The organism is Streptomyces sp. NPDC001714 (assembly GCF_042892755.1).
Classification (GTDB): Bacteria; Actinomycetota; Actinomycetes; order Streptomycetales; family Streptomycetaceae; genus Streptomyces.
This window is the reverse complement of sequence record NZ_JBIAUL010000009.1, coordinates 98,661-123,201: the sequence shown is the minus strand read 5'-3', so window position 1 is coordinate 123,201 and position 24,541 is coordinate 98,661. Positions and strand designations below refer to the sequence as shown.

General features: G+C 71.7%; 26 protein-coding genes and 2 pseudogenes. 14 read left to right on the top strand and 14 right to left on the bottom strand.

What is annotated here, in order from left to right; all coding sequences use genetic code 11:
- The first annotated feature begins 74 nt into the window (after positions 1-74).
- Positions 75-1,115 (top strand): LacI family DNA-binding transcriptional regulator, encoded by a 1,041-nt coding sequence (locus tag ACFY0P_RS24205; RefSeq protein WP_217236390.1) that lies wholly within the window; start codon positions 75-77, stop codon positions 1,113-1,115.
- Positions 1,116-1,772: 657 nt separating this feature from the next.
- Positions 1,773-2,483 carry an IS701 family transposase gene (locus ACFY0P_RS24200; protein WP_388917277.1) on the top strand — a complete coding sequence of 237 codons (711 nt, stop codon included), beginning with the start codon at positions 1,773-1,775 and terminating at the stop codon, positions 2,481-2,483.
- 328 nt (positions 2,484-2,811) lie between these two features.
- On the opposite strand, the gene ACFY0P_RS24195 is transcribed toward ACFY0P_RS24200, so the two are convergent.
- The 4 genes from ACFY0P_RS24195 to ACFY0P_RS24180 all read right to left on the bottom strand — a co-directional run bounded on the left by ACFY0P_RS24195 (position 2,812) and on the right by ACFY0P_RS24180 (position 5,664).
- Positions 2,812-3,990 (bottom strand): acyl-CoA dehydrogenase family protein, encoded by a 1,179-nt coding sequence (locus ACFY0P_RS24195; protein WP_388916704.1) that lies wholly within the window; start codon positions 3,988-3,990, stop codon positions 2,812-2,814.
- Positions 3,991-4,084: 94 nt separating this feature from the next.
- Entirely contained in the window at positions 4,085-4,609 is a 525-nt protein-coding gene (locus tag ACFY0P_RS24190) for a cupin domain-containing protein (RefSeq protein WP_388916701.1), read from the bottom strand.
- Between the two features lie 167 nt (positions 4,610-4,776).
- Positions 4,777-5,157 (bottom strand): ferredoxin, encoded by a 381-nt coding sequence (locus ACFY0P_RS24185; protein ID WP_388916698.1) that lies wholly within the window; start codon positions 5,155-5,157, stop codon positions 4,777-4,779.
- A gap of 57 nt (positions 5,158-5,214) precedes the next feature.
- Positions 5,215-5,664 (bottom strand): universal stress protein, encoded by a 450-nt coding sequence (locus tag ACFY0P_RS24180; RefSeq protein ID WP_388916695.1) that lies wholly within the window; start codon positions 5,662-5,664, stop codon positions 5,215-5,217.
- 336 nt (positions 5,665-6,000) lie between these two features.
- Here ACFY0P_RS24180 and ACFY0P_RS24175 point away from each other — a divergent pair, with 336 nt between their 5' ends.
- Both ACFY0P_RS24175 and ACFY0P_RS24170 read left to right on the top strand, forming a co-directional pair.
- Positions 6,001-6,666, top strand: a complete 666-nt coding sequence (locus tag ACFY0P_RS24175) for a CBS domain-containing protein (protein WP_388916692.1) — start codon at positions 6,001-6,003, stop codon at positions 6,664-6,666.
- Positions 6,667-6,794: 128 nt separating this feature from the next.
- Positions 6,795-7,160 carry a DUF6479 family protein gene (locus ACFY0P_RS24170; RefSeq protein ID WP_351956391.1) on the top strand — a complete coding sequence of 122 codons (366 nt, stop codon included), beginning with the start codon at positions 6,795-6,797 and terminating at the stop codon, positions 7,158-7,160.
- Positions 7,161-7,173: 13 nt separating this feature from the next.
- Here ACFY0P_RS24170 and ACFY0P_RS24165 read toward each other — a convergent pair whose 3' ends face one another.
- The 3 genes from ACFY0P_RS24165 to ACFY0P_RS24155 form a co-directional block, all read right to left on the bottom strand.
- A complete protein-coding gene (locus ACFY0P_RS24165) occupies positions 7,174-7,629 on the bottom strand; it encodes an RpiB/LacA/LacB family sugar-phosphate isomerase (protein WP_388916689.1) in 456 nt (151 codons plus the stop codon).
- A gap of 10 nt (positions 7,630-7,639) precedes the next feature.
- Entirely contained in the window at positions 7,640-8,563 is a 924-nt protein-coding gene (locus ACFY0P_RS24160) for an NAD(P)-dependent oxidoreductase (RefSeq protein WP_388916687.1), read from the bottom strand.
- 72 nt (positions 8,564-8,635) lie between these two features.
- Complete coding sequence (locus ACFY0P_RS24155; protein WP_388916684.1) at positions 8,636-9,103, bottom strand: MarR family winged helix-turn-helix transcriptional regulator; 468 nt, start codon at positions 9,101-9,103, stop codon at positions 8,636-8,638.
- A gap of 4 nt (positions 9,104-9,107) precedes the next feature.
- On the opposite strand from ACFY0P_RS24155, the pseudogene ACFY0P_RS24150 reads away from it, so the two are divergent.
- Positions 9,108-9,371, top strand: a pseudogene (locus ACFY0P_RS24150) (alpha/beta hydrolase fold domain-containing protein); the annotation flags it as partial.
- 59 nt (positions 9,372-9,430) lie between these two features.
- Here ACFY0P_RS24150 and ACFY0P_RS24145 read toward each other — a convergent pair.
- The gene (locus ACFY0P_RS24145) at positions 9,431-9,811 is read right to left on the bottom strand and encodes a 5-carboxymethyl-2-hydroxymuconate Delta-isomerase (RefSeq protein ID WP_388916681.1); all 381 of its coding nucleotides are present in this window, start codon (positions 9,809-9,811) and stop codon (positions 9,431-9,433) included.
- A 397-nt stretch (positions 9,812-10,208) separates the two neighbouring features.
- Here ACFY0P_RS24145 and ACFY0P_RS24140 point away from each other — a divergent pair, with 397 nt between their 5' ends.
- Both ACFY0P_RS24140 and ACFY0P_RS24135 read left to right on the top strand, forming a co-directional pair.
- Positions 10,209-11,030: a class I SAM-dependent methyltransferase gene (locus ACFY0P_RS24140; protein ID WP_388916678.1), complete on the top strand. Its 822-nt coding sequence runs from the start codon at positions 10,209-10,211 to the stop codon at positions 11,028-11,030.
- 314 nt (positions 11,031-11,344) lie between these two features.
- On the top strand, positions 11,345-11,812 hold the full coding sequence (locus tag ACFY0P_RS24135) for a VOC family protein (RefSeq protein ID WP_388916675.1): 468 nt from the start codon (positions 11,345-11,347) through the stop codon (positions 11,810-11,812).
- Between the two features lie 441 nt (positions 11,813-12,253).
- Here ACFY0P_RS24135 and ACFY0P_RS24130 read toward each other — a convergent pair whose 3' ends face one another.
- The gene (locus ACFY0P_RS24130) at positions 12,254-12,886 is read right to left on the bottom strand and encodes a TetR/AcrR family transcriptional regulator (RefSeq protein WP_388916672.1); all 633 of its coding nucleotides are present in this window, start codon (positions 12,884-12,886) and stop codon (positions 12,254-12,256) included.
- A gap of 378 nt (positions 12,887-13,264) precedes the next feature.
- Between ACFY0P_RS24130 and ACFY0P_RS24125 the strand changes: the two genes are divergently transcribed.
- Both ACFY0P_RS24125 and ACFY0P_RS24120 read left to right on the top strand, forming a co-directional pair.
- Positions 13,265-14,701, top strand: a complete 1,437-nt coding sequence (locus tag ACFY0P_RS24125; RefSeq protein WP_388916669.1) for an aldehyde dehydrogenase — start codon at positions 13,265-13,267, stop codon at positions 14,699-14,701.
- Between the two features lie 16 nt (positions 14,702-14,717).
- Positions 14,718-16,331 (top strand): GMC family oxidoreductase, encoded by a 1,614-nt coding sequence (locus tag ACFY0P_RS24120; protein ID WP_388916666.1) that lies wholly within the window; start codon positions 14,718-14,720, stop codon positions 16,329-16,331.
- A gap of 46 nt (positions 16,332-16,377) precedes the next feature.
- Here the strand turns inward: ACFY0P_RS24120 and ACFY0P_RS24115 are convergent.
- Both ACFY0P_RS24115 and ACFY0P_RS24110 read right to left on the bottom strand, forming a co-directional pair.
- Positions 16,378-16,569: pseudogene (locus tag ACFY0P_RS24115) on the bottom strand (hypothetical protein); the annotation flags it as partial.
- 172 nt (positions 16,570-16,741) lie between these two features.
- Complete coding sequence (locus ACFY0P_RS24110; protein WP_388916663.1) at positions 16,742-17,683, bottom strand: SGNH/GDSL hydrolase family protein; 942 nt, start codon at positions 17,681-17,683, stop codon at positions 16,742-16,744.
- A 567-nt stretch (positions 17,684-18,250) separates the two neighbouring features.
- On the opposite strand from ACFY0P_RS24110, the gene ACFY0P_RS24105 reads away from it, so the two are divergent.
- Positions 18,251-19,039 carry a hypothetical protein gene (locus ACFY0P_RS24105; protein ID WP_388916660.1) on the top strand — a complete coding sequence of 263 codons (789 nt, stop codon included), beginning with the start codon at positions 18,251-18,253 and terminating at the stop codon, positions 19,037-19,039.
- Positions 19,040-19,096: 57 nt separating this feature from the next.
- Here ACFY0P_RS24105 and ACFY0P_RS24100 read toward each other — a convergent pair whose 3' ends face one another.
- Positions 19,097-19,804, bottom strand: coding sequence for an SDR family oxidoreductase (locus ACFY0P_RS24100; protein ID WP_388916657.1), 708 nt, complete (start codon positions 19,802-19,804; stop codon positions 19,097-19,099).
- A gap of 101 nt (positions 19,805-19,905) precedes the next feature.
- Here ACFY0P_RS24100 and ACFY0P_RS24095 point away from each other — a divergent pair, with 101 nt between their 5' ends.
- Both ACFY0P_RS24095 and ACFY0P_RS24090 read left to right on the top strand, forming a co-directional pair.
- A complete protein-coding gene (locus tag ACFY0P_RS24095; RefSeq protein WP_388916654.1) occupies positions 19,906-20,751 on the top strand; it encodes a helix-turn-helix domain-containing protein in 846 nt (281 codons plus the stop codon).
- A gap of 202 nt (positions 20,752-20,953) precedes the next feature.
- Positions 20,954-21,157: a cold-shock protein gene (locus ACFY0P_RS24090; RefSeq protein WP_362596413.1), complete on the top strand. Its 204-nt coding sequence runs from the start codon at positions 20,954-20,956 to the stop codon at positions 21,155-21,157.
- Between the two features lie 24 nt (positions 21,158-21,181).
- On the opposite strand, the gene ACFY0P_RS24085 is transcribed toward ACFY0P_RS24090, so the two are convergent.
- Positions 21,182-21,490, bottom strand: a complete 309-nt coding sequence (locus ACFY0P_RS24085) for a hypothetical protein (RefSeq protein WP_388916650.1) — start codon at positions 21,488-21,490, stop codon at positions 21,182-21,184.
- Positions 21,491-21,632: 142 nt separating this feature from the next.
- Between ACFY0P_RS24085 and ACFY0P_RS24080 the strand changes: the two genes are divergently transcribed.
- Positions 21,633-22,784 carry a histidine kinase gene (locus ACFY0P_RS24080; protein ID WP_388916647.1) on the top strand — a complete coding sequence of 384 codons (1,152 nt, stop codon included), beginning with the start codon at positions 21,633-21,635 and terminating at the stop codon, positions 22,782-22,784.
- On the top strand, positions 22,772-23,425 hold the full coding sequence (locus ACFY0P_RS24075; RefSeq protein ID WP_388916644.1) for a LuxR C-terminal-related transcriptional regulator: 654 nt from the start codon (positions 22,772-22,774) through the stop codon (positions 23,423-23,425). The genes ACFY0P_RS24080 and ACFY0P_RS24075 overlap by 13 nt, the downstream gene beginning before the upstream one ends.
- A 162-nt stretch (positions 23,426-23,587) precedes the next feature.
- Here the strand turns inward: ACFY0P_RS24075 and ACFY0P_RS24070 are convergent, their stop codons facing one another.
- Complete coding sequence (locus ACFY0P_RS24070) at positions 23,588-23,992, bottom strand: hypothetical protein (RefSeq protein WP_388916641.1); 405 nt, start codon at positions 23,990-23,992, stop codon at positions 23,588-23,590.
- Positions 23,993-24,541: the final 549 nt, after the last annotated feature.

Below are 24,541 nucleotides of genomic sequence, written 5' to 3'. Positions count from 1 at the left end.
CTCCTGAAGCAACGCCCACATGGAACGTTCTACAATCGGTCCCCAGCAGACGAGACCGACCAGGAGAGGACAGGATGCCTGCGACCCCGGCGGTCCCGGACGGGAAGCGGCCGACGCTCGCCGACCTGGCGACGCGGGCAGGCGTGTCCACCGCGCTGGCCTCCATCGTGATGCGCGGGGCGAAGGGGGCCAGCGCCGCCACCCGCGAGCGTGTCCTGGAGGCCGCGCGGGAGATCGGCTACCGCCCGGACGCCCGGGCGAGACTGCTGCGCAGCCACCGCTCCCACCTGCTCGGCGTGCAGTTCGGCCTCCAACATCCCTTCCACGCCGACCTGGTGGAGGGCATCTACGCCACCGCCGAACCAGCCGGATACCAGATCGCGCTGAGCGCCGTGACCGCCGAACGGGGTGAGCAGCGTGCCGTCGAAACCCTGCTCGACGACCGCTGCGAGGCGCTGATCCTGCTAGGCCCACAGGCCCCCGCCTCACGGCTGACGGAGCTCGCCGGGCAATTGCCGGTCGTCTCTGTGGCCCGCCACCTGCGGCCACCCGTCCCCGGCCTGGAGGTCGTACGGACCGCCGACGACAAGGGCGCCCGCCAGGCGGTCGACCACCTCGTGGCGCTGGGCCACCGTGCCATCGCCCACATCGACGGCGGCAAGGCACCCGGCGCAGCCGACCGGCGACGCGGCTACCGCACCGCCATGAGCCGCCACGGTCTCACCGAGCACATCCGCGTCGTGCCCGGGGGCCTCACCGAGGCAGAGGGCGCCGAGGCCGCCCAGGTTCTCGCCGCCTCCCACCCGCGCCCCACCGCGGTCCTCGCCTTCAACGACCGCTGCGCGACCGGTGTCCTCGATGTCTTCCTCCGCAGCGGCATTCCCGTCCCCGGCGCCATCTCCGTCGTCGGCTTCGACGACAGCCATCTGGCCCGCCTGGCCCATATCGACCTCACCACCGTCGGGCAGGACATCCCCCGCCTCGCCCACCTCGCCGTGGACCGGGCCATCGCACGCCTGGACGGTCGCGACACCGGTACCGGGGAACAGGTGGTGGCTCCACACCTCGTGGTCCGGGGGACGACGGCCCCGCCCTCTACCGCACCGGCCACCTGAGCGTCGTCTGGGCCAACCTCGCACCGCACACAGTCCCACGCGCCTCCAACTACCTGAGGAATGGGGTACAACGGCGAACTCGGCGACTTTCTCCGCTCCCGTCGCCCCCTCCTCACCCCGAACACCGCCGGACTGCCACCGGGCGCGGGGCGCGCCGGGTGCCCAAGCCGTGAGGAGGTCGCGCCCCTGGCGTGTGTCACCACCCACTACACCCGCCTGGAGCCGGGCCGCCACCCGCACCTCTCCGAAGCCGTCCCTCCGTCCCCCACGCCCTGCGTCTCGACGACGAACGCGGCTACCTCTTCGCCCTCACCCGCCCCGCGTCCCACCGCCCCGTAGCGCCGACGCACGCCCCGAGCGGAGCGGACCCGGTCCGCGGCCCGCCAGAGGCTGGAGTTCACCGCGCTTCGAGGCATTCCCGGTGACCAGGTGCGTGCTCGGCGGACGCGGCACGGAGCAAGAAGTGCCCGACACAGTCATCACTTCCTTTTGCCAGGTTTGCCGAGGCGTGACAAAACGGCCTGCCGGACATGTCCACTGTCACCTCGCAGACACTCCCCACGTCGCCTTCCGGCTGGCCCAGTCGCACCTAGGGACTTTCGTTTGGATCATCGTGCGGACCAAAGAAAGATGCCTGCGATGTAGAGCGATTGCTATCTGCGGGGGCTGATGCTGGACGGCCGGCGCAAGTCGATCCAGCCGATGGCGCAGCGGCTGCCGGACGGGAACATGCAGGCCCTGGAGCAGTTCGTCAACCAGTCGCCGTGGCAGTGGACACCGGTGCGGCGGCGGATCGCCGAGCGGCTGGTCCAGGTCGTCAAGCCCGAGGTGTGGGTCATCGACGACGTCGCGTTTCCCAAGTGCGGGCGGGCGTCGGTGGGGGTGGCCCGGCAGTACTGCGGGGCACTGGGGAATCGGGCAACCTGCCAGGTCGCCGTCAGTGTGCATGCGGCCACGGATACCGCCTCCTGCCCACTGGAATGGGAATTGTTCCTACCCGAGGAACGGGCGCACGACACACGGCGTCGCACGGCTGCGGGCGTGCCCGATGAGGTGGGGCATGTGCCCAAGCCCCGCCTGACCCTGGGGCTGCTGGAGAGGCTGGCGGGTTGGCTTCCGTCGGTGCCGGTGATTGTGGCCGACTGCGGATACGGCCGCAGTGTCTGCTTCCGCCTGGCCCTGGAGGAACGCGGCTGGTCCTACATCGTCGCTGTCGAGCCCAAGGAGATCGCCCGCCCGGCCGGTGCCAAGCCGGAGCTGCCGCCCTACCAGGGATGGGGCCCGCCCACGTTGCCGCGCTATCGCGAGCCGGCCCGCCCCCTGCACCAACTGATCGATGCGCACACCCGCTTCGAGGACGTCACCTGACGAGAGGGCAGCAGGGCTCAGTCATCCACCGCCCTCGAGTCCGCGAACGGCATCTCCAAGATCCCCGCCAGAACGGCCGCTGCCGATGGTGTACGCCCACGGGCAACCTCGGACGCGGCGCCAGCGGAGAACTTCAGCCTGGCAGGCGGTAAGTTCTCGATCTTGAGTTGGAGCCGCCATCGCCGCGAAGTCGCAGTCGACGGCGTTTCCAGTGCTCGCGGCGAAGTGCCAACTGCCGCATCACGGCTCGGCCGTCATCCTGATCCCACAGAATCACGGTGCCAACTATCCTCGGTATGTGACAACTAACGTCTGTGGTCACAGGGGGCTAACGCCGTACCCGTGGCATCCCCAGCCCTATCCACGAGATGATCTCCCGCTGGATCTCGTTGTTGCCGCCGCCGAAGGTGAAGATGACCGCCGAGCGGTAGCCGCGTTCCAGGTCGCCGTGGAGGACCGCGCCCGCCGAGCCCTCCTTGAGCGGCCCGGCCGCGCCGGCGACCTCCATCAGCCAGGCGTAGGCGTCGCGGCGGGCCTCGGAGCCGTAGACCTTGACGGCGGAGGCGTCCTGCGGGGTGAGGGTGCCCTCCTGGACGGCGCTCACCATCTGCCAGTTGAGGAGCTTCATGGCGTCCAGGCGGGTGTGGGTGCGGGCGAGGTTGCGGCGCACCCAGGGCAGGTCGATGACGCGGCGGCCGTCGGCGAGCTTGGTCTCCATGGCCCAGCGCTGCACGTCGTGCAGGGCGCGGATGGCCATGGTGCCGTGGGCGGCGAGGGTGACGCGCTCGTGGTTGAGCTGGTTGGTGATCAGCCGCCAGCCGTGGTTCTCCTCGCCAACCCGGCGGGAGACCGGGACGCGGATGTTCTCGTAGTAGCTGGCCGTGGTGTCGTGCGAGGCGAGGGTGTTGATGACGGTGCAGGAGTAGCCGGGGTCGGTGGTCGGCACCAGGAGCATGGTGATGCCCTTGTGCGGCGGGGCCTCGGGGTCGGTGCGGGTGGCGAGCCAGACCCAGTCGGCGGTGTCGCCGTTCGTCGTCCAGATCTTCTGGCCGTTGACGACGTACTCGTCGCCGTCGCGTACGGCCCGGGTCTTCAGGGCGGCGAGGTCGGTGCCGGCGTCGGGCTCGCTGTAGCCGATGGCGAAGTCGATCTCGCCGGACAGGATGCGGGGCAGGAAGTACGACTTCTGCTCGTCGGTGCCGTACCGCATGATCGTCGGGCCGACGGTGTTCAGCGCCATGAGCGGGAGCGGTACGCCGGCCTGGGCGGCCTCGTCGAAGAAGATGAACTGTTCCATCGCGGTCAGGCCGCGGCCGCCGTACTCCTTCGGCCAGCCCACCCCGAGCCAGCCGTCGGTGCCCAGCCGGCGGACGGTCTCCCGGTAGAAGCGTTTCTGCGCGGCCGGGTCGGCGTAGCGGGCGTACGCGTTGTCCGGCACCAGGCCGGCGAAGTAGGCACGCAGTTCGCTGCGCAGCCGCTGCTGCTCGGGCGTGTGGTCGAGGTGCACGGCGCCTCCAGGCTCCCCAAGGGCGGTCCTGACGGCGCACACCGTAGAACGTGTTCCAGAAATTGGGAATGGCGGCGGACCGTAGCGACCCGGGTCAGGACTGTCCGGGCGCCAGCGGACTGCCGTGCAGGGAGCCGAGCACCCCGGGTCCCAGGACCTTCAGCAGCGGCTCGGTGAAGACGCCGTCCACCAGGACGAACGCCATCCGGGCCGCCGTGTCCGTGCGGTTCTCCCAGCGGTGGTCGGTGCCGCGCTGGATCACCACGTCCCCGGCGCGCAGCACCCGCTCGGAGTCGTCGAGGACGAGGACGACCTCGCCGGCCAGGACGATGCCGTAGTCCACGGTCTGGGTCCGGTGGGTCGGGGAGACACAGCCCGGCGGGAACTCGTTGACACGGATCTTGGTACCGCCCGGGGCCGGTGGCACGGTCAGGTCGCGCTCCGTGGGCTCGGGCTCGTCCGCCGCGACGGGGGCCGGTACGGAGTCGGTGTTCCACATCTCGTAGAAGGCGGCGCCGTCGGGCGCGGTGTGGATGACGGGCGGCTCGCCGTCGGAGAGGAACACGGAGGTGCCCGTCTCGTCGTGACCGGTGACGATCCGGCGGGGCGGCTGGCTCATGAAGGTGCTCCTCTGGTCGCACACGGGAGGTCGGGGTCGCGGCGCTGCTCAGGTCACGCTAGGCAGCCCGGCGGGGCGGCGGAAACGCGTATCGGCGATGCCAGCCATCGGGTCAGCGGTTCTCGCCGGCCGGCCCGCCTCCGTCCGGAACTCAGCGGGGGCCGGTGTCAGCCGAGCGCCACAATGAAGTCCGTGCAGGCCGCGGCGCACGCCCGGCAGGCGGCCGCGCTCGGCTCGGCGCCCGGCCGGGCGTCGAAGGCCCGGGCGCAGTCGAGGCAGACGGTGCGGCACCACTCCAGCTGGACGCGCAGACCGTCCGCGTCCCGGTCGGTCTCCTCGGTCAGTGCGCGGCAGGTGGCGTCGCACACCTCGGCGCACATGATGCCGGTGCGGCGCAACCGGTCCGCCTCGGCGTCGGCGGCCCCGCCCGGGTCCAGCACCCCCGCACGCAGCGCGCACATCCGGGCGCACTCCGTGCAGGCCTGCGCGCACGCGAACCGGTCTTCCAGGAACCGGTACAGGTCCTGTTGAGAAGACGTCCAAGTCATGCAGCCCGGGTAACCAGCACGCGACGCGGGCAAACGCCGCGTGCCGTCGGACACGGATCAGCCCTGTTCCGCCTCCGCACGGATGATCACGACCGGGCAGGTGGCGTGCTGGGACACCTGCTGGCTGACGGAACCGAGCAGCGCGCGGGCGAACCCGCCCCGGCCGCGGCTTCCGACGACCAGGGCCTCGGCGCCCTCCGCGGCCCGCAGCAGGACGTCGGTGGTGTTGCCGTGCACCAGGTGGGAACGGACCATGCCGGCCGCGTCCGCGCCGAGCACGTCGGTCAGCTCCTGTCGCATCCGGTCCCGGGCCTCCTCCGCGTCGAGGTCCATGTCCACGGCGGGCCCCGACCATCCGTACAGCCCCGGCAGTTCCCACACGGCGACCGCCTCCACGACGCCGTCCACGAGGCCGGCGTACCGCAGGGCCCAGCGCAGGGCCGCGTACGAGGACGGTGATCCGTCGACGCCGACCACGATCCGGCGCTCGGTGACATCCCTGTCCATGCGTTCCACCTCTCCTCGGGCTCTCCTCGCGCTCTCCTCGGGCGTTCGGCAGGCCCCTCTTCCACGCTGCGCGACGGGCGGCCGCACCGCCAGAGAAGTGCGGCCGGCGGCATGACACGGTCCGCCGGCCGCCGCGCCTGGGAGGCGCGGTGAATTCCGTGCCGGTGGGCCCTGGTGGCGTGGGCGTTCCCGTGGTGTGCTGGAGGTGACGGGAAGGACCCGCAGTGACGCGGGGAAGCGGCCGGCCACGGTCGCGCACCGCGCAATCAGGATCCGCGAGAAGCGGATGGCGTCCTTCCCGCCCTCTCGTGATCGGCGGGATCCGAGGAGGCGACCATGCACGGCAGCCCGCACACCGTCGGCGACGTGATGACCCGCAACCCCGTGGCCGTGGGCCGCGACGCCCCGTTCAAGGACGTCGTCACGCTGATGGACCGGTGGAAGGTCAGTGCTCTGCCCGTGCTGGCGGGCGAGGGCAGGGTGATCGGCGTCGTGTCCGAGGCCGACCTGTTGTTCAAGGAGGGCTTCGGGGACCGCGACCCTGACCTGTTCGTCGGGCGGGAACGGCCCGCCGACCCGGCCAAGGCCGTCGGGGTGACCGCCGGGGAGCTGATGAACGCGCCCGCGGTGACCGTGCACGCCGACGCCACCGTGGCGGAGGCCGCGCGTGTCATGGCCCGGCGCGGGGTCAAGCGACTGCCCGTCGTCGACGGCGCGGGCGTGCTCAGGGGCATCGTCAGCCGGTCGGACCTGCTGAAGGTGTTCCTGCGTGCGGACGAGGAACTGACCGAGGAGGTGCGCCGGGAGGTCGTCGACCGCCTGTTCCCGCTCTCCGCCGACCACATCCGGGTCGAGGTCACCGAGGGGGTCGTCACCCTGACCGGCTGGATCGACAGCCCGGAACCGGCGCCGGTCGCCGAACGGCTGGCCCGCGCCGTGGAGGGCGTGGTCGACGTCCGCTGCCTCCTCTGCCCGGTCTCCGTACCCGACGATGCGCACTGACGCCCAGCCGCCCTCCTCCCCAGCCGTCCCCTCCCCAGCCCCGGCTTTCCCCTGCTGTCGCCCCACGTGCGCGATCAGTCACCGATTGCGTCCGGTTCGTACCGATGTGGGTGGGGTATTCCTTTGCTATGAGTACGGAACCGATGCAGCTGGCCGCTCCCAGCGGCCTACTGAGTCTCGCGCTCTTCGTGGTGGCCGTGGCCGTGCTGGCGATGCTCGCCGGGGGCTTCTGGCTGGGCAACCGGGTCAAGTACCGCGAGTCGCCCCGGCCGCGTCCCGAGGAGCAGCCGAAGCTGCCGCCGGAGGGTGCTGTGCACGAGATCCGGGAGAACCGCGAGTCGGAGGAGATCCCGCTGATGCCCAAGGGCGGCCGCCCGCTCACCCCGTACGAACTCAGCAACCAGCAGACCAGGCCGAGCACGTCGAAGGACCGGCCACGCTGGAGCAAGGGTTCCAGCGGCTCGTTCGGCGGCGGCGGGCTCGGCGCCCACTGACCCCGGACCCTGCCTAAAGGGTCCCGTGGGCCGCGTCGAGGCGACCGACGTGGGCCACGTTCCCGAGGTCCTCGGCGTCCTGACTCGGCGTGGCCGAGAACCAGGCGTCGAGGATCTCCTTGAGCACCGGCTGCGAGGTCAGGCGCAGGCCGAGGGCGAGGACGTTGGCGTCGTTCCAGCGGCGGGCGCCGTCGGCGGTGTAGGCGTCGGTGCACAGGGCGGCGCGCACGCCGGGCACCTTGTTGGCGGCGATCGAGGCGCCGGTGCCGGTCCAGCAGCACACCACGGCCTGGTCCGCGGCGCCGGCGGCGACGTCACGGGCGGCCGCCTCCGAGCAGACGGCCCACCGCGGGTCGGCGCCGGGTTCCACGGCGCCGTACGTGCGCACGTCGTGGCCGCGGCGGCGCAACTCCTCGACGAGGAGGCGGGCGACGGGTTCGTCCATGTCGGAGGAGACGGAGATCCGCATGCCCCGGAGCCTAGTCGGCGGCCGGCGGCGGCGCGGTGTCCGTGCGGGTCTCGATCGCGGTGAGGACCGAGGACATGTCGAGGCGGGCGTTGCCCAGCCGTACGCTCTCGCCGTACAGCTCGCTGCTGAGGTCGAGCAGGGGCGTGGCGATCCCGGCCGCGCGGGCCGCGTCGGCGATGAGCCGGGTGTTGGCGTAGGCGTCGGCGGTGGCGGCCTGCACCGTGAAGTCGTGGGCCGCGAGCATCGGGATCTTGACCTTGGTGATGCCGCTGCCCAGCTGGCCGGAGTCGACGACGGCGCGGAAGGTCTCCAGGTCCAGCCCCTGCCGCTGGGCGAAGTGGACGGCCTCGGCCAGTGCCGCGAGCGTCGTGTCCAGGTACAGGTTGACGGCCAGTTTCATGAGGACGCCGGACCCGGCCGGACCGCAGTGGACGGTCTCCCGGCACATGGGGGCGAGCAGCGGCCGTACCTCCGCCACGGTGTCCGGGTCGCCGCCGAGCATCGCGACCAGTTCGCCCGCCTCGGCCGGCTTGCGCGACCCGGAGACCGGGGCCTCGACGAAACGGCCGCCGGCGGCCTCGATGTCGGCGGCGAGTCCCCGCGCGTACTCCGGTGCCGTCGAGCCCGTCGACACCACGACCCGGTCGGCGACCAGCTTCGCGAACTCCGGGCCGCCCCGGCCCAGGACCGCGTCCGTGACCGCCTCGTCGACGAGCATGACGAACACGACACGGGCCTGGGCGAAGACCTCCTCGACGCTCGCCGCCACCCGCGCCCCGGCCGCCCGCAGCGCCTCCGCCCGCTCGGGCGTCCGGTTCCAGACGACGAGCGGGGTGCCGGCCCGGGCGAGGTTGAGCGCCATGGGCTGCCCCATCACCCCGAGCCCGACGAAGCCGTACCCGGGGGCACCGGCGCTGCCGGTCGCTCGCGTCATCGTCCCAACTCCTGGTCGTCGTGCGGTGGGTGCGGATCACCGGCACTGTACGACGCCCGCTGAGGGGCGCGGTCACCCGCCGGAGGCGTTGTCGGAGACGTTCGCGGTGAGCAGGCGCAGCAGTTGCTTGGCCGTGGCGTCCTGTTCGGGCGTCAGGCCCATGGCGTCACCGATGGCGACCGGGACGGAGCGGGCGCGGTCCCGGAGCCGGGCGCCGTCCCCGGTCAGCCGGATGGCCACGGACCGCTCGTCGTCGGGGCGCCGTTCCCGGGTGACCAGTCCGCTCGACTCCAGGCGCTTGAGCAACGGGGAGAGCGTGCTCGACTCCAGTTGCAGGGCGGCGCCGAGCTCACGCACGGACACCGGGTCCTGGTCCCAGAGGACGAGCATCACCAGGTACTGCGGATAGGTGAGCTCCAGCTCGTCCAGAAGCGGTTGGTAGCGCGCGGTCACCGCGCGGGAGGCGGCGTACGGCGCGAAGCAGAGCTGGTCGTCGAGGAGCGGCGAGCCCTCGGCCGGCTCGGCGGCGGTGCGGTCCACGGGCGCCTCCCCGCTGCGCGCCCCCACCGAGCAGCTCACCGGCCTGCCCCCGGCCCTGGTCATCGTCGCCGAGGCCGACGTCCCGCGCGACGAGGGCGAGGCCTACGCCGACAAGCTCCGCGAGGCCGGCGTACCCGTCACCGCCGTCCGCTTCCAGGGCATCATCCACGACTTCGTCATGCTCAACGCCCTGCGCGAGACCCACGCCGCCGAGGCCGCCATCTCCCTGGCCGCCCGCACCCTGCACACCGCCCTGCACACCGCCTGACGACCGTTGGCACACCCCCGGGCGAGGCAGTGTGCCTCGTCCGCACGCGCCGGCGCGGCTCAGAAGGTCCGGAGACGGTACGAGCCGCCCAGGTCACGCACCTCCACGGAGCACACCACGGCGTGGGGCGTGCCCACCCCCAGGTGCTTTTCCAGCAGGGCGAGCACGTCCTCGGACAGCCGGGACTTGACGCCGTCGGGCCGCCCGGGGAGCAGCGCCACCTCCACATGCACGGAGGGCGCTGCTTCCACGTGCACAAGGGTCGCCGCATCGCCGTGCCGGTCCGCCACCCCCACCTCGGCCGCCTGCCGGAACAGCGTCTTGCACGTGCCCGCCGAACCGCTGCCCTCCAGAACCGTCGACTGCAGCTCCGCCGCGAAGACCCGCAGGTCGAAGGAGCCGGCGAGCTGCGGGGAGTAGTCGACGGTGATGTGCGGCATGGCGACCCTGATCCTCTTGGCCGGTTGGCTTCCTCGACCGCGTTCGGCTGTGACGGTCGCCCCCGGAACGACTCGTGTGCGGCGAAGACAGTTGTATCAGCCGTCGATCTGCCGGAGGTCCGGCGGAGGGGGCACGAGCGGTCAGGACGTCCGGCGGTCGTCGGACCACGCGCCCGGCCAGGACCACGCGCCGGACCCTTCGGCCGATCGGCCGCCCGCCCGGCGCGCCTCGGCCGCGCGGGCCCCCGCCGGTGGAGGATCGGTGGGGCGGGCGGCCCCGGAACGGGCCGCGCGGTACCCCCACCCCATGCGAAGGCCCGGCCATGACACTCTTCGGCGCCCCGTGGTTCCGGCTCTCCGAGCCGGCCGGCAGTCCCGGCGTCAGCCGGGCGGTGATGTGACCGCCGCGCCGGACGGCGGCCGCTACGGCGAGGCCGTCTTCCGTCCCGAACAGGCCGGCGAGGGCCGTCGCATCGACGTCGGTGCCCTCGCCTACGACGACATCACCATGGCGCGGCTGCGGGCGCTCGGCGCCGGGCCGGGGTGGCGTTGTCTCGACGTGGGGGCCGGCACGGGCACGGTCTCCCGCCGGCTGCTGGACGAGGCCGGGGTGGAGAGCGTGCTCGCCGTGGACCGCGACGTACGGTTCCTCGCCGAGCAGCCCGGGCTCGACGTGCTGGAGGCCGACATCACCGCCGGCCTCACCGCCCCGGACGTCGTCCCCGGCCGGTTCCGGCTGGTCCACGCACGCTTCGTGCTGATGCACCTGCCCGAGCACGAGCGCCTGATCGCGACGCTGGCCGAGCTCGTCGCGCCCGGCGGTGTGCTGGTGCTCGGCGACGCGGTCGACCTGACGAGCGACCGGACGCCCGACACTCCGTACACCACGGTGATGCGGGCGATGTGGCAGGGGCTACGGGCCACCATCGGCACGGACGTCTCCTGGGTCCCGTCGTATCCGCAGTTGCTGCGCGGTGCGGGGCTCGGGTCCGTGGCCGCCGAGATCCATGTTCCGCCGCTGCTGCCGGGCAGTCCCATCAGCCGCTTCTGGGCGGACACCTGGGAGCGGAGCCGGGCGGCGATGCTCGCCACCGGCCTGGTCGACGACGCGGCCGTGGACGCGGCGGTCCGGTACCTGGCCTCCGAGGAGTGCGCCGCGCTGTCGGCCGGCATGCTCACCGTCTGGGGCTGGAAGGCCGAGGACGGGACCCCCCGTTGATCGGGGCGGCGGCGGAGCAGGCTGACACCGTCGAGCAGACCTTCGCCCTCCTCCACCGGTTCAGGCACGCCGTCCGCCGGGAATGCCGAACCGAACTCCACGACGTCTTCGTCTCGTTGATATGCAGCCTCGTCTGCTGGATGCGACTGCAGAAGCACCGATCATGATCGTGTTGCAGGCTCCGAACGGCGAGCCATCAAACCTGATCACGAAAATCCCGACCCAGATCGTTCCGCGCCGAACCGCGTGACCGGCCGAGCCTTCTGGTTCATCGTGCCGTCCCCTGATGGCTCAGCAGGACAGGAGTGATTGCGATGCCCATGCCGGTCCACCCGCCGAAAAACCCGTCAAGCCCCTTTTCCTCCTTCAGCGCCCACCATGTCGGTGTCCGCGTTCCCGACTACGACGCGGCGAAGGCTTGGTACACGGAGAAGCTGGACTTCCGGGTGCTCCAGGAGTGGCCCTACGGTGAGCTGAAACTCGCGTACCTCTGCCCGCCCAACGACGACGCCTTCCACGTGGAACTGCTGGCCGGACCGGTGCCCTTCCCGAACGAGATCCTCGACGACCTCGGAGTCAGCCTGCGGCACGGCGGCTACCAGCACCTCTGCGTCCATGTCGACGATGTCGACGAAGCACGCGCAGAGCTGGCCCGCCGTGGTGTCGACCTTGTCGGTGAACCTTTCGAGATCGAGGACATCAGCCGGCGACTGGCGTTCTTCCGCGACCCGTGGGGCAACATGATCGAACTGTCGCAGAAGCTGCCCGGCGCCGGTTCCTGATCGGCCACCCGCAGCCTCCCGAACGGCCGTATCACCACCGCACTTCGTCAGGACCGCGGCACGCGCTTCTGACGGGACCGGCTCGCCGCGTTCGACATTGTCTCGGGACCGCCGTGGCCGGCGGCCGGCGGCCGGCGGCGAAAGGGGCCGCCGCAATCGGTTCACCGACGACTGGTCAGGGCGCGAGGCGACGCTGCGGGACCGCACGGAGGAATTCGCGCCCCCGAAGGACGTCAGTCTCGTCGAGAGCCCGCCCGACCCTGACACGAGCGCGATTCGCTGTGGCCGGTCGGCCGTCTTCGTCGATGCCGTCGGTCCCGCCGCAGAAGTGGTCCGGACGATCGGCGACGAGGCCGAGGCAATCCTGGCCTCACGGCCTCGCTCGAGGCTGAGCTGACGAGCCCCCGGCTCGTGCGGGGACGACGAAGCCCGACGACCCGGTCAGGACCGGGCCGCTCTTTCATTCCCGTGATGTCCGGAGTGCTCGGTGATCGCCTCGAACAGGAGGAGGCCCTGATCCACCAGCTCCTCCCTCGAGATGCCCAACTCTCCGTTGAACCAGCTCAGCAGCATCTCACTGACCGCGCCCACCACGGCCACGGACAGGGTGGCGGAGTCGATCCGGGGATCACGGAGCCCTTCTCTCAGGAGGGAGTCCACGAGGCCGCTCATGCGCTGCAGACCCAGGCGCCGTTCGTGTGCCGTGAGAGGACCGGCTCCCAGGGATTCCGTGAGTTTCACGCGCCCTTTTCTCGGGTCTTCCAGAGAAAGCCCGACGACGGCGTCGATCACGTTTCGAGCGCGGTCGCGCAGCGGCTGGTCTGTGGCGATCGCGTCGGCGCACCGGGAGATCTGCTCCTCGTAGATGTCTTTCATGAGCGCTGCCATGAGATCGTCGAGCGAGGTGAAGCTTTCCGCGAAGTACCTGTCCTTCAGTCCGGCATGGCTGAGTACCGCACGGATGGAGGTGTGGGCGTATCCCCGGCCGGAGAAGAGTTCGAGGCCGCTTTCCATGAGGCGCCGGCGGCGGAGCGAAGCGCGCTCCTCCGCCGTGGCTCCGCCGTATGTCCTCATGAGGTGCCACCTCTCCTTGGGGCGTCCTGGTCACGGCCCGAGGTCACGCTTCGGGGGCCCGCATTCTCCCCCATCGGCGGCAGCTATGACGCTTACGCACGCATTAATCCATCTGGTGACAGATTACCCCAGATGGGTGTAATGTCGCACTCATTCAGCCGTGAACCGTGAGAGCGCTCCCCAGGGCCGGTACCAGGCGCAAGGAGCGTCGCAGAGGTGGCCCACCCGCGGATTCGACGTGCCGGCCACCGCGCAGGAAAGCCATGACCGGCAGCGGCCCGCGTGCCGCGCAGGGCACCCTCGTGCCCGCTGGTCATCCACGTAGCGAACACCACGGAGTGCCGTGGCCCCGAGGCCATGCCGTGGGGAGAGTTCACCATGGATCCCAACCATCTGTTCATCGGCGGGCGCTGGGTGCACAAGTCCGGCGACCGTGTCATCAACGTCGCGTCCGCGAGTACCGGCGAGCATCTCGGTGCCGTGCCCGACGGTTCCCAGGGCGACATCGACCGCGCGGTCGGAGCCGCTCGTGCCGCATTCGACGCACCCACCGGATGGGCCTCCTGGGACCCCGGGCGTCGCGCGGCCGCCATGATCCGTCTCGCGGATGCGCTCGACGCCAGGACAGAGGCGACGTCCGCCGCCGTCAGCGCACAGAACGGCATGCCGATCACCGTCGCCCGGTCCTTCGAAGGTGTGGTGCCCCCAGCCCTGCTGCGCTACTACGCGGGTCTGGCCGACAGCCTCACGTCCGAGGAACTGCGCACCGGACTGCCCCGTGGTACCACCCTGGTCCGCCGGGAACCCGCAGGCGTCGTAGCCGCCGCCATGACCTGGAACTTCCCTCAGACCATCGCCTTCTTCAAGGTGGCCCCGGCTCTGGCGGCCGGTTGCACGCTCGTCCTCAAGCCGGCTCCGCAGACGGTCCTCGACTCGGTGCTGCTGGCGCAGGCGGTCGAGGAAGCGGGCATCCCGGACGGCGTGATCAACATCGTCCCGGGCGGCCGGGAGACCGGCGCATATCTGGTCTCCCATCCTGGCATCGACAAGGTGTCGTTCACCGGATCCACCAGGGCGGGGCGACAAGTCGTCGCCGTATGCGCCGAGTTGCTGCGGCCGGTGACCCTGGAACTGGGAGGCGGGTCCGCCGCCGTCGTTCTCGAGGACGCCGACCTCGCCGCGAACGCGGAACAGTTCTTCACGGCCAGCCTGCTGAACAACGGTCAGACCTGTTACGCGAGCACCAGGATCCTGGCCCCGCTCAGCAGGTACCGGGAAGTGGTCGAGTTCTGTACGGCGATGGCCCATGACGCCGTCGTCGGTGACGCGCTCGACCCGGACACCCAGGTCGGCCCTCTCGTCAGCGAGCACCAGCGCGAACGGGTCCTGGGTCACATCAAGACCGGTCTCGGCGAAGGGGCTCGGCTCACGACCGGAGGAGGTCGGCCGGCCGGCCTCGACCGAGGCTGGTTCGTCGAACCCACCGTGTTCGCCGACGTCGAGAACTCATCGACCATCGCGCAGGAAGAGATCTTCGGCCCGGTCCTCACCGTCACCTCCTACGACGGCGAGGACGAGGCAGTGCGCCTGGCGAACGAGTCGGCCTACGGCCTCGCCGGCACCGTATGGGCCACGGACCTGGACCATGGCGCCCAGGTGGCCCGCCGATTGCGGACCGGCACCGTCGGGCTGAACGGCTATCTTCCCGACCTCACCTCTCCCTACGGGGGGAGGAAGGCCAGCGGACTCGGCAGCGAACTGGGCCCCGAGGGGCTCCGCGCGTACCAGCAATTCCAGTCGATCTACCACCCCTGACGCCACGGAAGTCACCATGAATTCCACCGGAACCGAAGGATTCGACTACGTGATCGTGGGCGCCGGCAGCGCCGGTTGCGTACTCGCGGGCCGCCTGAGCCGCGACGAACGCGTCCGCGTGCTGCTCCTCGAAGCGGGCGGCCCCGACACCGACGAACTCATCCACATCCCTGCCGCGCTCGGAATGCTCTTCGGATCGCCTACCGACTGGAGCTACCGGACGGTCGCACAGCCCCGGCCGGGCCGCACCTTCTCCTGGCCCCGGGGCAGGACACTGGGCGGCTCGTCGTCCACCAACGTCATGATCTACACCCGGGGCGACCGGCACGACTACGACAGCTGGCGTGACGAACACGGAGCGAAAGGCTGGGGCTACGACGACGTCCTGCCGTATTTCGTGAAGTCCGAGTCGAACCGCCGTCTCGGCGAGCCCTACCACGGTTCGGACGGACCCCTGCACGTCGAGGACCGCGTCTACACCCACGAACTCTCACGATCCTGGCTGGACGCCGCCGTGGCATGGGGGCTGGACCGCAACGACGACTTCGCGGGTGCGTCGCCTGCCGGCGCCGGCCTGTACCAGGTGACGTGCCATCACGGGCGACGGTGGTCCACGGCCGACGCCTATCTGCGCCCGGCCCTCGGCCGACCCAACCTCACGGTACGCACCGGTGCCCTGGCGACAAAGATCACACTCGACGGATCACGCGCGACCGGCGTCACCTATCTCCGGGACGGACAGGAGCGGACGGCCCACGCCGACAGGGAGATTCTGCTCTGCGGCGGATCCGTCAACTCGCCCCAGCTGCTGCTTCTGTCGGGCATAGGCGATCCCGGCGAGCTGCGCGACGTGGGGATAGACGTGCGAGTCCCCCTGCCCGGCGTCGGGCGCAACCTGCAGGACCACTTGATGACTCCCGTGGTGTGGGAGACCCGGAACTCCACTGACATCGTCCGGGACCTGCTCACCCCGGACAACCTCGACCGGTGGCGCGCCCACGGCGACGGGCCGTTCGCCTCCAACTACGGGGAGGTCGGCGCTTTCCTCGACGTCACGGACGGCCAGAGCGGTCCTGACATCCAGCTGGTGGGAGGGGCCACGGCACTCATTCTCAGCGGTGAGGAAGCACCTGACCGGCCGGTGTTCACGATGAACTGCGTCCCCCTGCACCCGCAGACTCGCGGCACCGTCCGTCTCGCGTCGGCTGATCCCCAGGCCCCACCGCTGATCGATCCCCGGTACTTCGACGTGCCCGCGGATGCGTCGCTCATGGTCGCCGGGCTCAGAGCGGTCGTGGACATCGCCCACTGCGCACCGTTCGCCGCATACCTGGCGCGGTCGTACCTGCCGGCCGGTGACGACCTGGACCCTCCGGACAGCCTCGGCGACGCGGCTCTCGAAGAGCACGTCCGCAGATGGAGTGCCACGGCGTATCACCCGGTGGGCACCTGTGCCATGGGAACCGGACACGACTCCGTCGTCAATGCCGATCTGGAGGTCTACGGAGTCGAGCGACTCCGTGTCGTCGACGCCTCGGTCATGCCGACCGTCACCGGCGGAAACACCAACGCGCCCACGATCATGATCGCCGAGAAGGCGGCCGAGCTGATCGGGGAGCAGCCTCGCTGAACGCGACGTCCCTGAAACCCCGTCGGGTGGGCGACGCCTGACAGTGAGGATTGCGCTCCTGCATCAGGTCGTACGCCTTCTGGGACTCGATGCCCGGCGTCGAGAACTCCTCGTCGGCGGCGCCCGGCGCCCGCAGTGCGCCCAGTCCTACGGCCGCCAGGACGGCCAGCCACAGCAAGGCGACGTATCCGCGCCGCCGGAAGGCCAGTCGGCCCAGTCGATACAGAAAAGTAGCCACGTCAGGGAACTCCACATCCGACCTCGCTTGGTCACCCAGGCTGTCCCGGCGAGGTCCCCGCGTCGTCGTGCGGCTACGGGCACTGCCGGCTACTGAATCCGCAGGACGGGCTACTGACACCGCAGTACGCGTCCGGCCCGCGGGCTCCTGCCCCGGTACGACTCCCGGACCGTCAGCGCGCCGCGCCGACCGCGCGGAGCACGGCCTCGGCCATGCCGCGCTCGCCGCGCTCGTTGGGGTGCACGGGGGCCGCAGGGGCTGCCGGGACCAGTGGTTCGATCCAGCGCGCGGCGGGGTCCGCGCAGGCGTCGCGCCCCCTGGAGGGCGTGTAGGTGTCGACGTATCCGGCCCCGGCGGCCCGCGCCCGCTCCCGCAGCGCGGCGTTGAGCTGCCGCTCCTTCGCGCGCAGGTAGCTCACATCGCCGGGCGCCAGTCCGAGCGCGGCGCAGTCGGTGCCGTCGGCGGGCAGGATCGCCGGGTAGCCGACCACATAGACCCGGGCCGCGGGCGCCCGGCGCCTGATGTCGTCGAGCACGCCGGACAGCCGGGCCCCCGCCGTCCTGATCCTGCCCCCGACCTCGTCGGTGCCGTCCGCCGTGTACCGGCTGCGGCACGGCGCCCGGTCGGTGGCGGCGCCGCCCACGATCCGCTGCTCCAACCGGTACACCACGCCGCTCTTGACGCACGTCGTGATCAGTGAGCCGAAGCCGATGTCGTTGCCGCCGATGCCGAGGGTGACCAGCCGCGTGGCCGGGGTCACGGCCGACAGCTGCGCCGGGTTGACGCCGTCGCCCGTCGACTGCGGCGCGGACAGGTCGTCCATGACGGCCCCGCTGCAGCTGACGTCCCGGAACTCGGCCGCCCGCAGGCCGAGTCCGGCGGCGACCAGGGCGGGATAGTTCCGGTCGGAGCGCTCGCAGCCAGCGGGCCGGCCGCGCTGGCCGGGGATCCGCGGACCGGCCGTGTAGGAGTCACCGAGCGCCGCGTACGGGCCCTTCGCCGGTGCGAGCGGCGACGCGGCACCACCTCCGCCGCCTCTGCCGACGGTCACGGCGGCGGCGAGCGCGACGCACGAAGCGACCGCTGCGAGCCCGAACCCGGTACGAGTCCTCATCCGAAGGTCCTGTCTGCTGCTGGGGATCCGACCGGCCCGGGGCTGGGCCTCGCGGGGCGGCGCGGCGCCAGTCTCCGGCACCGCTTCAGGCTCCCTGGGCGCCGCCTGTCCTGTCGTCGTCCCGCTGTGGGAAATCGGCGGCCTCACCGCGCAGTACGCGCGGCCGCGACGTCGTACCGCGGTTTCAGCAGCGGGTACTGCGATTGCCGCAGCCGCTGCTGCGGTGACTGCGCCCCGGACCCGTCGCAACGGCGGGACGCGGGCGCGGTCCGCCCGGCGAACGGGGCCACGGCCCGACCGGGGCGGCGGCGAGCCACACCGGCCGACGCCGACGGCCCCTCCCCCGCGCCGCCCGGGAACCCGTCTCCCGGGCCAAGCCCGGGCCTCGGGGCCTCGTTCAAGCCGGGCTGTGCACGAACGCGGACGGCATCTGCGCAGAAGCGACACACAGGCTGCACACTGCCTGGCCAAAGGCTCGCTACCGTTCTGGCCGTTCGATCCCACGTGCGAACGAGTTCAGGCCACGGCGCAGGATGCCGCCGGCGCAGTCGAGTCAGAAAGACGCGGATGGACTACTGCTCCTCGTGCCGTCGGCACCTCAACGGCGCCTTGGCGTGCCCCGGCTGCGGCGCGTACGCCCCGGACATCGCCCCGCGCGCCGTCGCGGCTCCGGCGACGACCGGCGCGGCGGCCTGGCAGGCCCCGGCCGACACCGCGCGGTCCGACACGGACGCCTACGCCGAAGAGGCCGCCGAGGACCCGTACGACGGCCCGGGCGCCGCGGCGTCCGCCCCCCTGGGCCGGGCGGCCCGGCGCCGTCAGCGGGCCCGCTGGAAGAAGAACCAGCGGCGGGCCGTGGTGGCCACCGCGGTCGCGCTGGTCGGTGGCGGGCTGACCGTCGCCTCCCTGGACCGGCAGGGCGGCGACCGGGCCCAGGCGGCCACGGCCCCGGACAACAGGCCCATGGGCCTCGCCGACGAGCAGGCCACGGACACCGACCCGGCGGCGTCGGCACCGACCGGGCGGCACCGGGCCCCGGACCCCACGCCCTCCGCCCGCAAGGCGACGGCGAACGCCCCGCGGGAGCAGACCACGGGCGTGCCCCACGCCACGCCGGCCTCCGGTCAGGACACCGCCACCACGGCGACCCGCACGGCGACCTCGGCCGCCGCCCGGGCGGGGTCCGCGGCCACGGTGTCCGGTACCACCACCGGCACGGCGGCGGAGCCGACGGCCACGCCCACGCCCACCGCCACGGCGACCGCCGCCGCAGGCACCTCGGCATCGTCGGCGAGCCCCGCGCCGACCGCGACCTCGCCCTCGCAGCTCTGCCTGCTGGTCATCTGCCTCGGCTGACCGCCGGGTCGCTGCTGCCCGCGCAGGGCACCGCGTCCCGGCCGGTCGAGCCGTGACTCACCAGGGCAGCGGGCCGTTGACGTCGAAGTAGCCGCCGGTCGGTCCGTCCGGGCCGATCTGCGCCATCCGGACGATGATCTCGGCGCCCTGCTCCACGGTCTGGGTGCCCGTGTTGCCGTTCAGGTCCGTCTTGGTGAAGCCGGGCTCGACGGAGTTGATCCGCATCTCCGGGAACGCCTTCGCGAACTGCACGGTGAGCATGTTGACCGCGGTCTTGGACGTCGGGTACGCGATACCCGGGTAGAAGTGCGCGGGGTGGTCGGGGTCGGAGAGGGCCGTCAGCGAGGCCAGGCCGCTGCTGACGTTGACCACGACCGGTGCCGCCGAGCGCTCCAGCAGGGGCAGGAAGGCGCGCAGGACACGGACGACGCCGAAGACGTTCGTCTCGAAGGTGTTCCGCATCTGGTCGGCGGTCACGGTCTGGGCCGTGGGCACGCTGTTGTCCGCGTTCCTGGTCTCGATCCCGGCGTTGTTGATCAGGACGTCGAGCCCGCCGTCGGCCTCGATCTTCTTGGCCGCGGCCTCCACCGAGGCGTCGTCGGTGACGTCGAGGAGGACGAACCGGGCGCCCAGTTCCTCGGCGGCCCGGCGTCCGCGCTCGGCGTCCCGGGCTCCCACGTACACGGTGTGACCTGCGGCGATGAGCTGGCGGGCGGTTTCGTACCCGATGCCCTTGTTGGCTCCGGTGATCAGTGTTGTCGTCATGCCCCAAGACTGCGCCCGGGCCGCGGGGGCAGCCAGAAGACCCTTCTTCCTGGGACTGCGGGTACCAGGCACATCCCGGGCCCGCCGTGTTGACTGGGGGTATGACGGCGACGGAACTCGGACAGGCACTGCGGCGCTGGCGCGACCGCGTCGCCCCGGACGCCGCCGGGCTGCCGGCCGGCGGCCAGCGGCGTGCGGCCGGGCTGCGGCGCGAGGAGCTGGCGCTGCTGGCCGGCATCTCGGTCGACTACGTCACGCGCCTCGAACAGGGCCGGGCGAGCAACCCGTCCGTGCAGGTGGTGGAGGCGCTGGCCCGGGCGCTGCGGCTGTCCGCGGACGAGCGGACGTACCTGTTCGGGCTGGCGGGGCTGGTACCGCCGGGTCCCGACGTGGTGCCCGCCTACATCACGCCCAGTGTCCAGCGGCTGCTGGACCGGCTGGCCGGCACCCCCGTCGCGGTGACCGACGCGGCCATGACCCTGCTGGTGACCAACGCGATGTACGCGGCGCTGATGGGCGATCCGTCCCAGCTGCGCGGCTTCGAGCGCAACGGCGTGTGGCGGAACTTCCTGGGCCGGCCGACCCGGGTGCGGCACACCCCCGAGGAGCGGCGGGTCTTCGAGGCCGGCATGGTCGCGGAGCTGCGCTCGACGGCGGCCCGGTATCCGGCCGACCGCCACCTGCGGCGGATGATCGCCGAGTTGCGTGCGGAGAGCGAGCGGTTCGCCGAGCTGTGGGACGCGGGGGTCGTCGGCCGGCTGGAGGCGTCCCGCAAGACGGTCGAGCATCCGCAGGTGGGTGCCCTCACGCTGGACTGCGACCACCTCCGGGTCGAGGAGCACGACCTGCGCATCCTCGTGTACTCGGCCGAGCCGGGGACCGAGGCGGCCGAGAAGCTGGAGCTGATCTCGGTGCTCGGCACCCAGAGCCTGGCCGGAAAGCACTGACGCGACGGCCACCGCCACGGAACCCGGCGGCGCCGCGGTGTTCCCCGCCGGGGGTGCCGGAGACAGGGCGCGGCGGGGCCCGGCCGGGTTTGCCCCGTCCGGGTGGTTGTCGTCCGACGGGGTTTCCCCTCCCGGTATGGGGGGAGGATCGTCGCGGTCCACGACGATCCGGGTCGTGGCTACGAGACGAGGGAAAACAGGAATGGCTCAGGGCAGCGTCAAGTGGTTCAACGCGGAGAAGGGGTTCGGTTTCATCGAGCAGGACGGCGGCGGCCCTGACGTGTTCGTGCACTACTCGGAGGTCCAGGGCAACGGCTACCGCAGTCTGGACGAGGGACAGCGCGTCGAGTTCGAGATCGGGCAGGGCACCAAGGGCCCGCAGGCGCAGCAAGTCCGGTCGCTCTAGCGCGGCCCTGCCGGGGCAAGGCCGTCACCTCTCGGAGGCGGCCTTGCGGATCAGCGGCTCGAACTCCCGCCGCACATAGACGTCGAACGGCTCGGACAGGGCGCCGTCGATCACGTGCCGCACCCGGTGTCCCGCCGCGCATTCCTTGATCGCCGCGCGGGACCCGGGTCCCACTCCCCCGCCGATGATCAGCACTCCGAACTCCTCGGTCGCCAAGAGCTTCAGAGCCTCCTCGTCGGTGCTCACTCCCTCCGCGTCGAAGCCGTCCGCGTGCAGCGTGGCCAGAACCGCCGTCACCCTGGCGGGCGTCCTTCCGAGCACCAGTGTCCTCATGGTCGTTTCCTCTCCAGCAGGTCGGCATCGGCGACGCCCAACCTAGAAACTCAACCGGACTTGAGGTCAACCCCGGTTCCTGCCCTGCGCGAGATCCAGCCAAAAACTTGCGTGACTCAAGCAAACCCCTTAGCTTCCTTTCATGTGGAAATCGGTGCGGCGCGCCGGGTGGGCCACGGTCCACCTCTTCCTGGCCGCCGCGATGGCGTTCGGAACGTGGATCTTCATCACCGTCCTGCTGATCACCGCGATCGGCACGGTGGTGGTCGTCGGTGTCTGGCTGCTGCCCGAGACGGTGCTGCTGATCCGGCGGATCGCCGGCGCCAAACGCGGCCTGACCGCCGCCTGGACCGGGGTGCGGATCCCCGAGGTGTACCGGCCGCTGACCGGGACGGTGCGCGAGCGGGTGGTCACGGCGGTACGGGATCCCGGCACCCGGTCCGACGCGCGCTGGATGGTCGCCCACTGGTTCTACGGCGCGCTGCTCGCGCTCGCCGTGCCCCTGTGGCCGGTGGCCCTGGTCGTGGACGGCCTGTGGTGCGGGGTGCTGCGCCGCGAGGCGGTCGTCCTGCCGCTGATCGTGCGGCTCGCGGACCTGGAGGCCGACTGGTCGACCGCGCTGCTCAAGCCGTCCCCGCAGGCACAGCTCACGGCCCGGGTCCGGGAACTGGCCGCGACCCGCGCCGACGCCATCGCCGCGCACGAGGCCGAACTGCGCCGGATCGAGCGTGACCTGCACGACGGGGCGCAGGCGCAGCTGGTGGCACTGTCCGTGCGCATCGGGCTCGCCCGGCGGGCCTACGGCGGGGACCGCGACACCGGCCTCCGGCTCCTCGACGAGGCCCAGGAACAGGCCGAGAAGGCGCTGACGGAACTGCGGCAGGTCGTACGCGGCATCCATCCGCCGATCCTGAGCGACCGCGGCCTGGCCGGCGCGGTACGGGCGCTGGCGGCGGGCAGCGGACTGACGGTGGCCGTCGACGACGGGGACCTCGACCAGGGGGTGCGGGCGCCCGCGGCGGTGGAGGCGGCCGCCTACTTCGCGGTGGCCGAATCGCTGACCAACGTCGCCAAGTACAGCGGGGTGTCCCGGGCCGAGGTCCGGCTGGTCCGGGCCCGCCGCGGCCTCCGCGTGCGGGTGCGCGACGAGGGGTGCGGCGGCGCCGACGAGGCCGGCGGCTCGGGGCTGCTCGGTATGCGGCGGCGGGTCGCCGCGCTCGACGGAACCGTGGAAGTGTCCAGCCCGGTCGGGGGGCCGACCGTGATCGAAGTGGAGTTGCCGTGCGTGTGGTGATCGCCGAGGACAACGCCCTCCTGCGGGAGGGACTGGTCCTGCTGCTGACCTCCGCCGGACATGAGGTCGTGGCCGTCGCCGGGAGCGGGCCCGAGATCATGCCCGCGTTGCTGGAGCAGCGGCCCGACGTGGCCGTGCTCGACGTCCGGATGCCCCCCGGTTTCCGCGACGAGGGGCTGCGGGCGGCGCTGGAGGCCCGGGAGAGGATGCCCGGGCTCCCCGTGCTGGTGCTCTCGCAGTACGTCGAGGAGTCGTACGCCAGTGAGCTGCTGGGCGGCGGCACCAGCGGGATCGGGTATCTGCTCAAGGACCGGGTCGGCCGGGTCGACGAGTTCCTCGACGCGCTGGAGCGGGTGGCGGCCGGCGGTACCGCACTGGATCCCGAGGTGGTCACCGAACTCCTCACCCGCCGCAAGGACTCCCCCCTGGACTCGCTCACGCCCCGCGAGCGCGAGGTGCTGGGGCTGATGGCCGAGGGCCATGACAACACGACCATCGCCGACACCCTCGTCGTCACCGAGCGCGCGGTCCACAAGCACATCGGCAACGTGTTCCGCAAGCTCAACCTGCCGCCGAACGACAGCGGCCACCGGCGGGTGCTGGCCGTCCTCGCCTACCTCGCCCACACGCCGCAGGCGTGAGCGGAACGTGGCGAGACGCTGCGGGAGGGGCCGCTCCGGTCGGGCGGCCCCCCTGCTTTCGTCTCAGTGCGTCGTGGCGGGGCCGACCGCCTCGGCACTGCCGCCCGCTGTGGGCCGCGTCGCGAGCGCGTCGCCGCCTGTCTCGCCGGGTCGGGCCACCGGTCAGGACCAGGGCTGGTCGGCCGCCTGGGCCCGGGACGGCTTCGGCCTGCGGTGGCTCGCGACGAGGCCGCCGGCGGCGCCTAGGGCCACCAGCCCCATGAACGCGGCGCCCATGACCCCCTTCACTCCGTCCATCGTGAAATACATGGCGACGGCGGTGGCTCCGTTGAACAGGAACAGGAACCAGAGCGTGCCCCGCCGCGCCAGGAACGCCTTGATCCTCGGCCTCTTCGCGATGCGCGAGCCCGTCAGGAGCGAGACTCCGATGCCGACGTAGGTGGCGATGTCCTTCCGGGTGCCGTCGAGGACGGCACCCGAGGCCGAACTCGCGGCGAGTCCGCCGGCGAAGCACGACCACAGCAGCAGATCGGAGACGAACGCCTTCACACGGGCGAGCGGATGCATGGAACTGTCCTTCGGTAGACGGATGCGAGGGGCCGGTCCGATCGGTGGGTCCGTTGCGACCTCGGCCGATCTCCCCATCCACGATTCCGGTCTCCGCTCTCCGGCACGAGGAAGCCCACTCCCGGGTCCGTGGTGCAGCGGGCTACACCACGAGCCGACGCCGGGGAGCTGGCGGCACCGACGGTTGCGGACCGCATCCCGGGTAGGTCGCGGCCGGTCATCAGGTCGGCCGAGGGGGCGCCGGAGACCGCACACCGGCGACGGGCGCAACCGCCCCACCTCGGGAAGACCCTGCCGGGTTAGGTCAACTCCCCCGAGAAAGTCAAGTGTTGACATGCCCTCAGCACGTGACTGATGATCACAACTACGTCACGGAGCCCCCTCAGAAACTCCGCGCAGCTGACGCCTCAGCGTGCGCAGCTGCACCACGCGTATCCCCGTCGGTCCCCCTCACTCGCCGATACCCACGCATCCCCCTTCCTCCCCCCTCCCCCCCTTCCCGCACTTCGCGCGATGCCGTCATTCGCCGCGCCTCTGTTCCGTCCCCGG

Excerpts from the sequence above, each read along its gene's own strand:
- ACFY0P_RS24205 (WP_217236390.1), top strand. The coding sequence starts at position 75 with ATGCCTGCGACCCCGGCGGTCCCGGACGGGAAGCGGCCGACGCTCGCC.
- ACFY0P_RS24190 (WP_388916701.1), bottom strand. The coding sequence starts at position 4,609 with ATGAGCCAGCCGCCCCGCCGGATCGTCACCGGTCACGACGAGACGGGC.
- ACFY0P_RS24185 (WP_388916698.1), bottom strand. The coding sequence starts at position 5,157 with ATGACTTGGACGTCTTCTCAACAGGACCTGTACCGGTTCCTGGAAGAC.
- ACFY0P_RS24180 (WP_388916695.1), bottom strand. The coding sequence starts at position 5,664 with ATGGACAGGGATGTCACCGAGCGCCGGATCGTGGTCGGCGTCGACGGA.
- ACFY0P_RS24175 (WP_388916692.1), top strand. The coding sequence starts at position 6,001 with ATGCACGGCAGCCCGCACACCGTCGGCGACGTGATGACCCGCAACCCC.
- ACFY0P_RS24170 (WP_351956391.1), top strand. The coding sequence starts at position 6,795 with ATGAGTACGGAACCGATGCAGCTGGCCGCTCCCAGCGGCCTACTGAGT.
- ACFY0P_RS24165 (WP_388916689.1), bottom strand. The coding sequence starts at position 7,629 with ATGCGGATCTCCGTCTCCTCCGACATGGACGAACCCGTCGCCCGCCTC.
- ACFY0P_RS24160 (WP_388916687.1), bottom strand. The coding sequence starts at position 8,563 with ATGACGCGAGCGACCGGCAGCGCCGGTGCCCCCGGGTACGGCTTCGTC.
- ACFY0P_RS24145 (WP_388916681.1), bottom strand. The coding sequence starts at position 9,811 with ATGCCGCACATCACCGTCGACTACTCCCCGCAGCTCGCCGGCTCCTTC.
- ACFY0P_RS24135 (WP_388916675.1), top strand. The coding sequence starts at position 11,345 with ATGCCCATGCCGGTCCACCCGCCGAAAAACCCGTCAAGCCCCTTTTCC.
- ACFY0P_RS24130 (WP_388916672.1), bottom strand. The coding sequence starts at position 12,886 with ATGAGGACATACGGCGGAGCCACGGCGGAGGAGCGCGCTTCGCTCCGC.
- ACFY0P_RS24125 (WP_388916669.1), top strand. The coding sequence starts at position 13,265 with ATGGATCCCAACCATCTGTTCATCGGCGGGCGCTGGGTGCACAAGTCC.
- ACFY0P_RS24120 (WP_388916666.1), top strand. The coding sequence starts at position 14,718 with ATGAATTCCACCGGAACCGAAGGATTCGACTACGTGATCGTGGGCGCC.
- ACFY0P_RS24110 (WP_388916663.1), bottom strand. The coding sequence starts at position 17,683 with ATGAGGACTCGTACCGGGTTCGGGCTCGCAGCGGTCGCTTCGTGCGTC.
- ACFY0P_RS24105 (WP_388916660.1), top strand. The coding sequence starts at position 18,251 with ATGGACTACTGCTCCTCGTGCCGTCGGCACCTCAACGGCGCCTTGGCG.
- ACFY0P_RS24100 (WP_388916657.1), bottom strand. The coding sequence starts at position 19,804 with ATGACGACAACACTGATCACCGGAGCCAACAAGGGCATCGGGTACGAA.
- ACFY0P_RS24095 (WP_388916654.1), top strand. The coding sequence starts at position 19,906 with ATGACGGCGACGGAACTCGGACAGGCACTGCGGCGCTGGCGCGACCGC.
- ACFY0P_RS24090 (WP_362596413.1), top strand. The coding sequence starts at position 20,954 with ATGGCTCAGGGCAGCGTCAAGTGGTTCAACGCGGAGAAGGGGTTCGGT.
- ACFY0P_RS24085 (WP_388916650.1), bottom strand. The coding sequence starts at position 21,490 with ATGAGGACACTGGTGCTCGGAAGGACGCCCGCCAGGGTGACGGCGGTT.
- ACFY0P_RS24080 (WP_388916647.1), top strand. The coding sequence starts at position 21,633 with ATGTGGAAATCGGTGCGGCGCGCCGGGTGGGCCACGGTCCACCTCTTC.
- ACFY0P_RS24070 (WP_388916641.1), bottom strand. The coding sequence starts at position 23,992 with ATGCATCCGCTCGCCCGTGTGAAGGCGTTCGTCTCCGATCTGCTGCTG.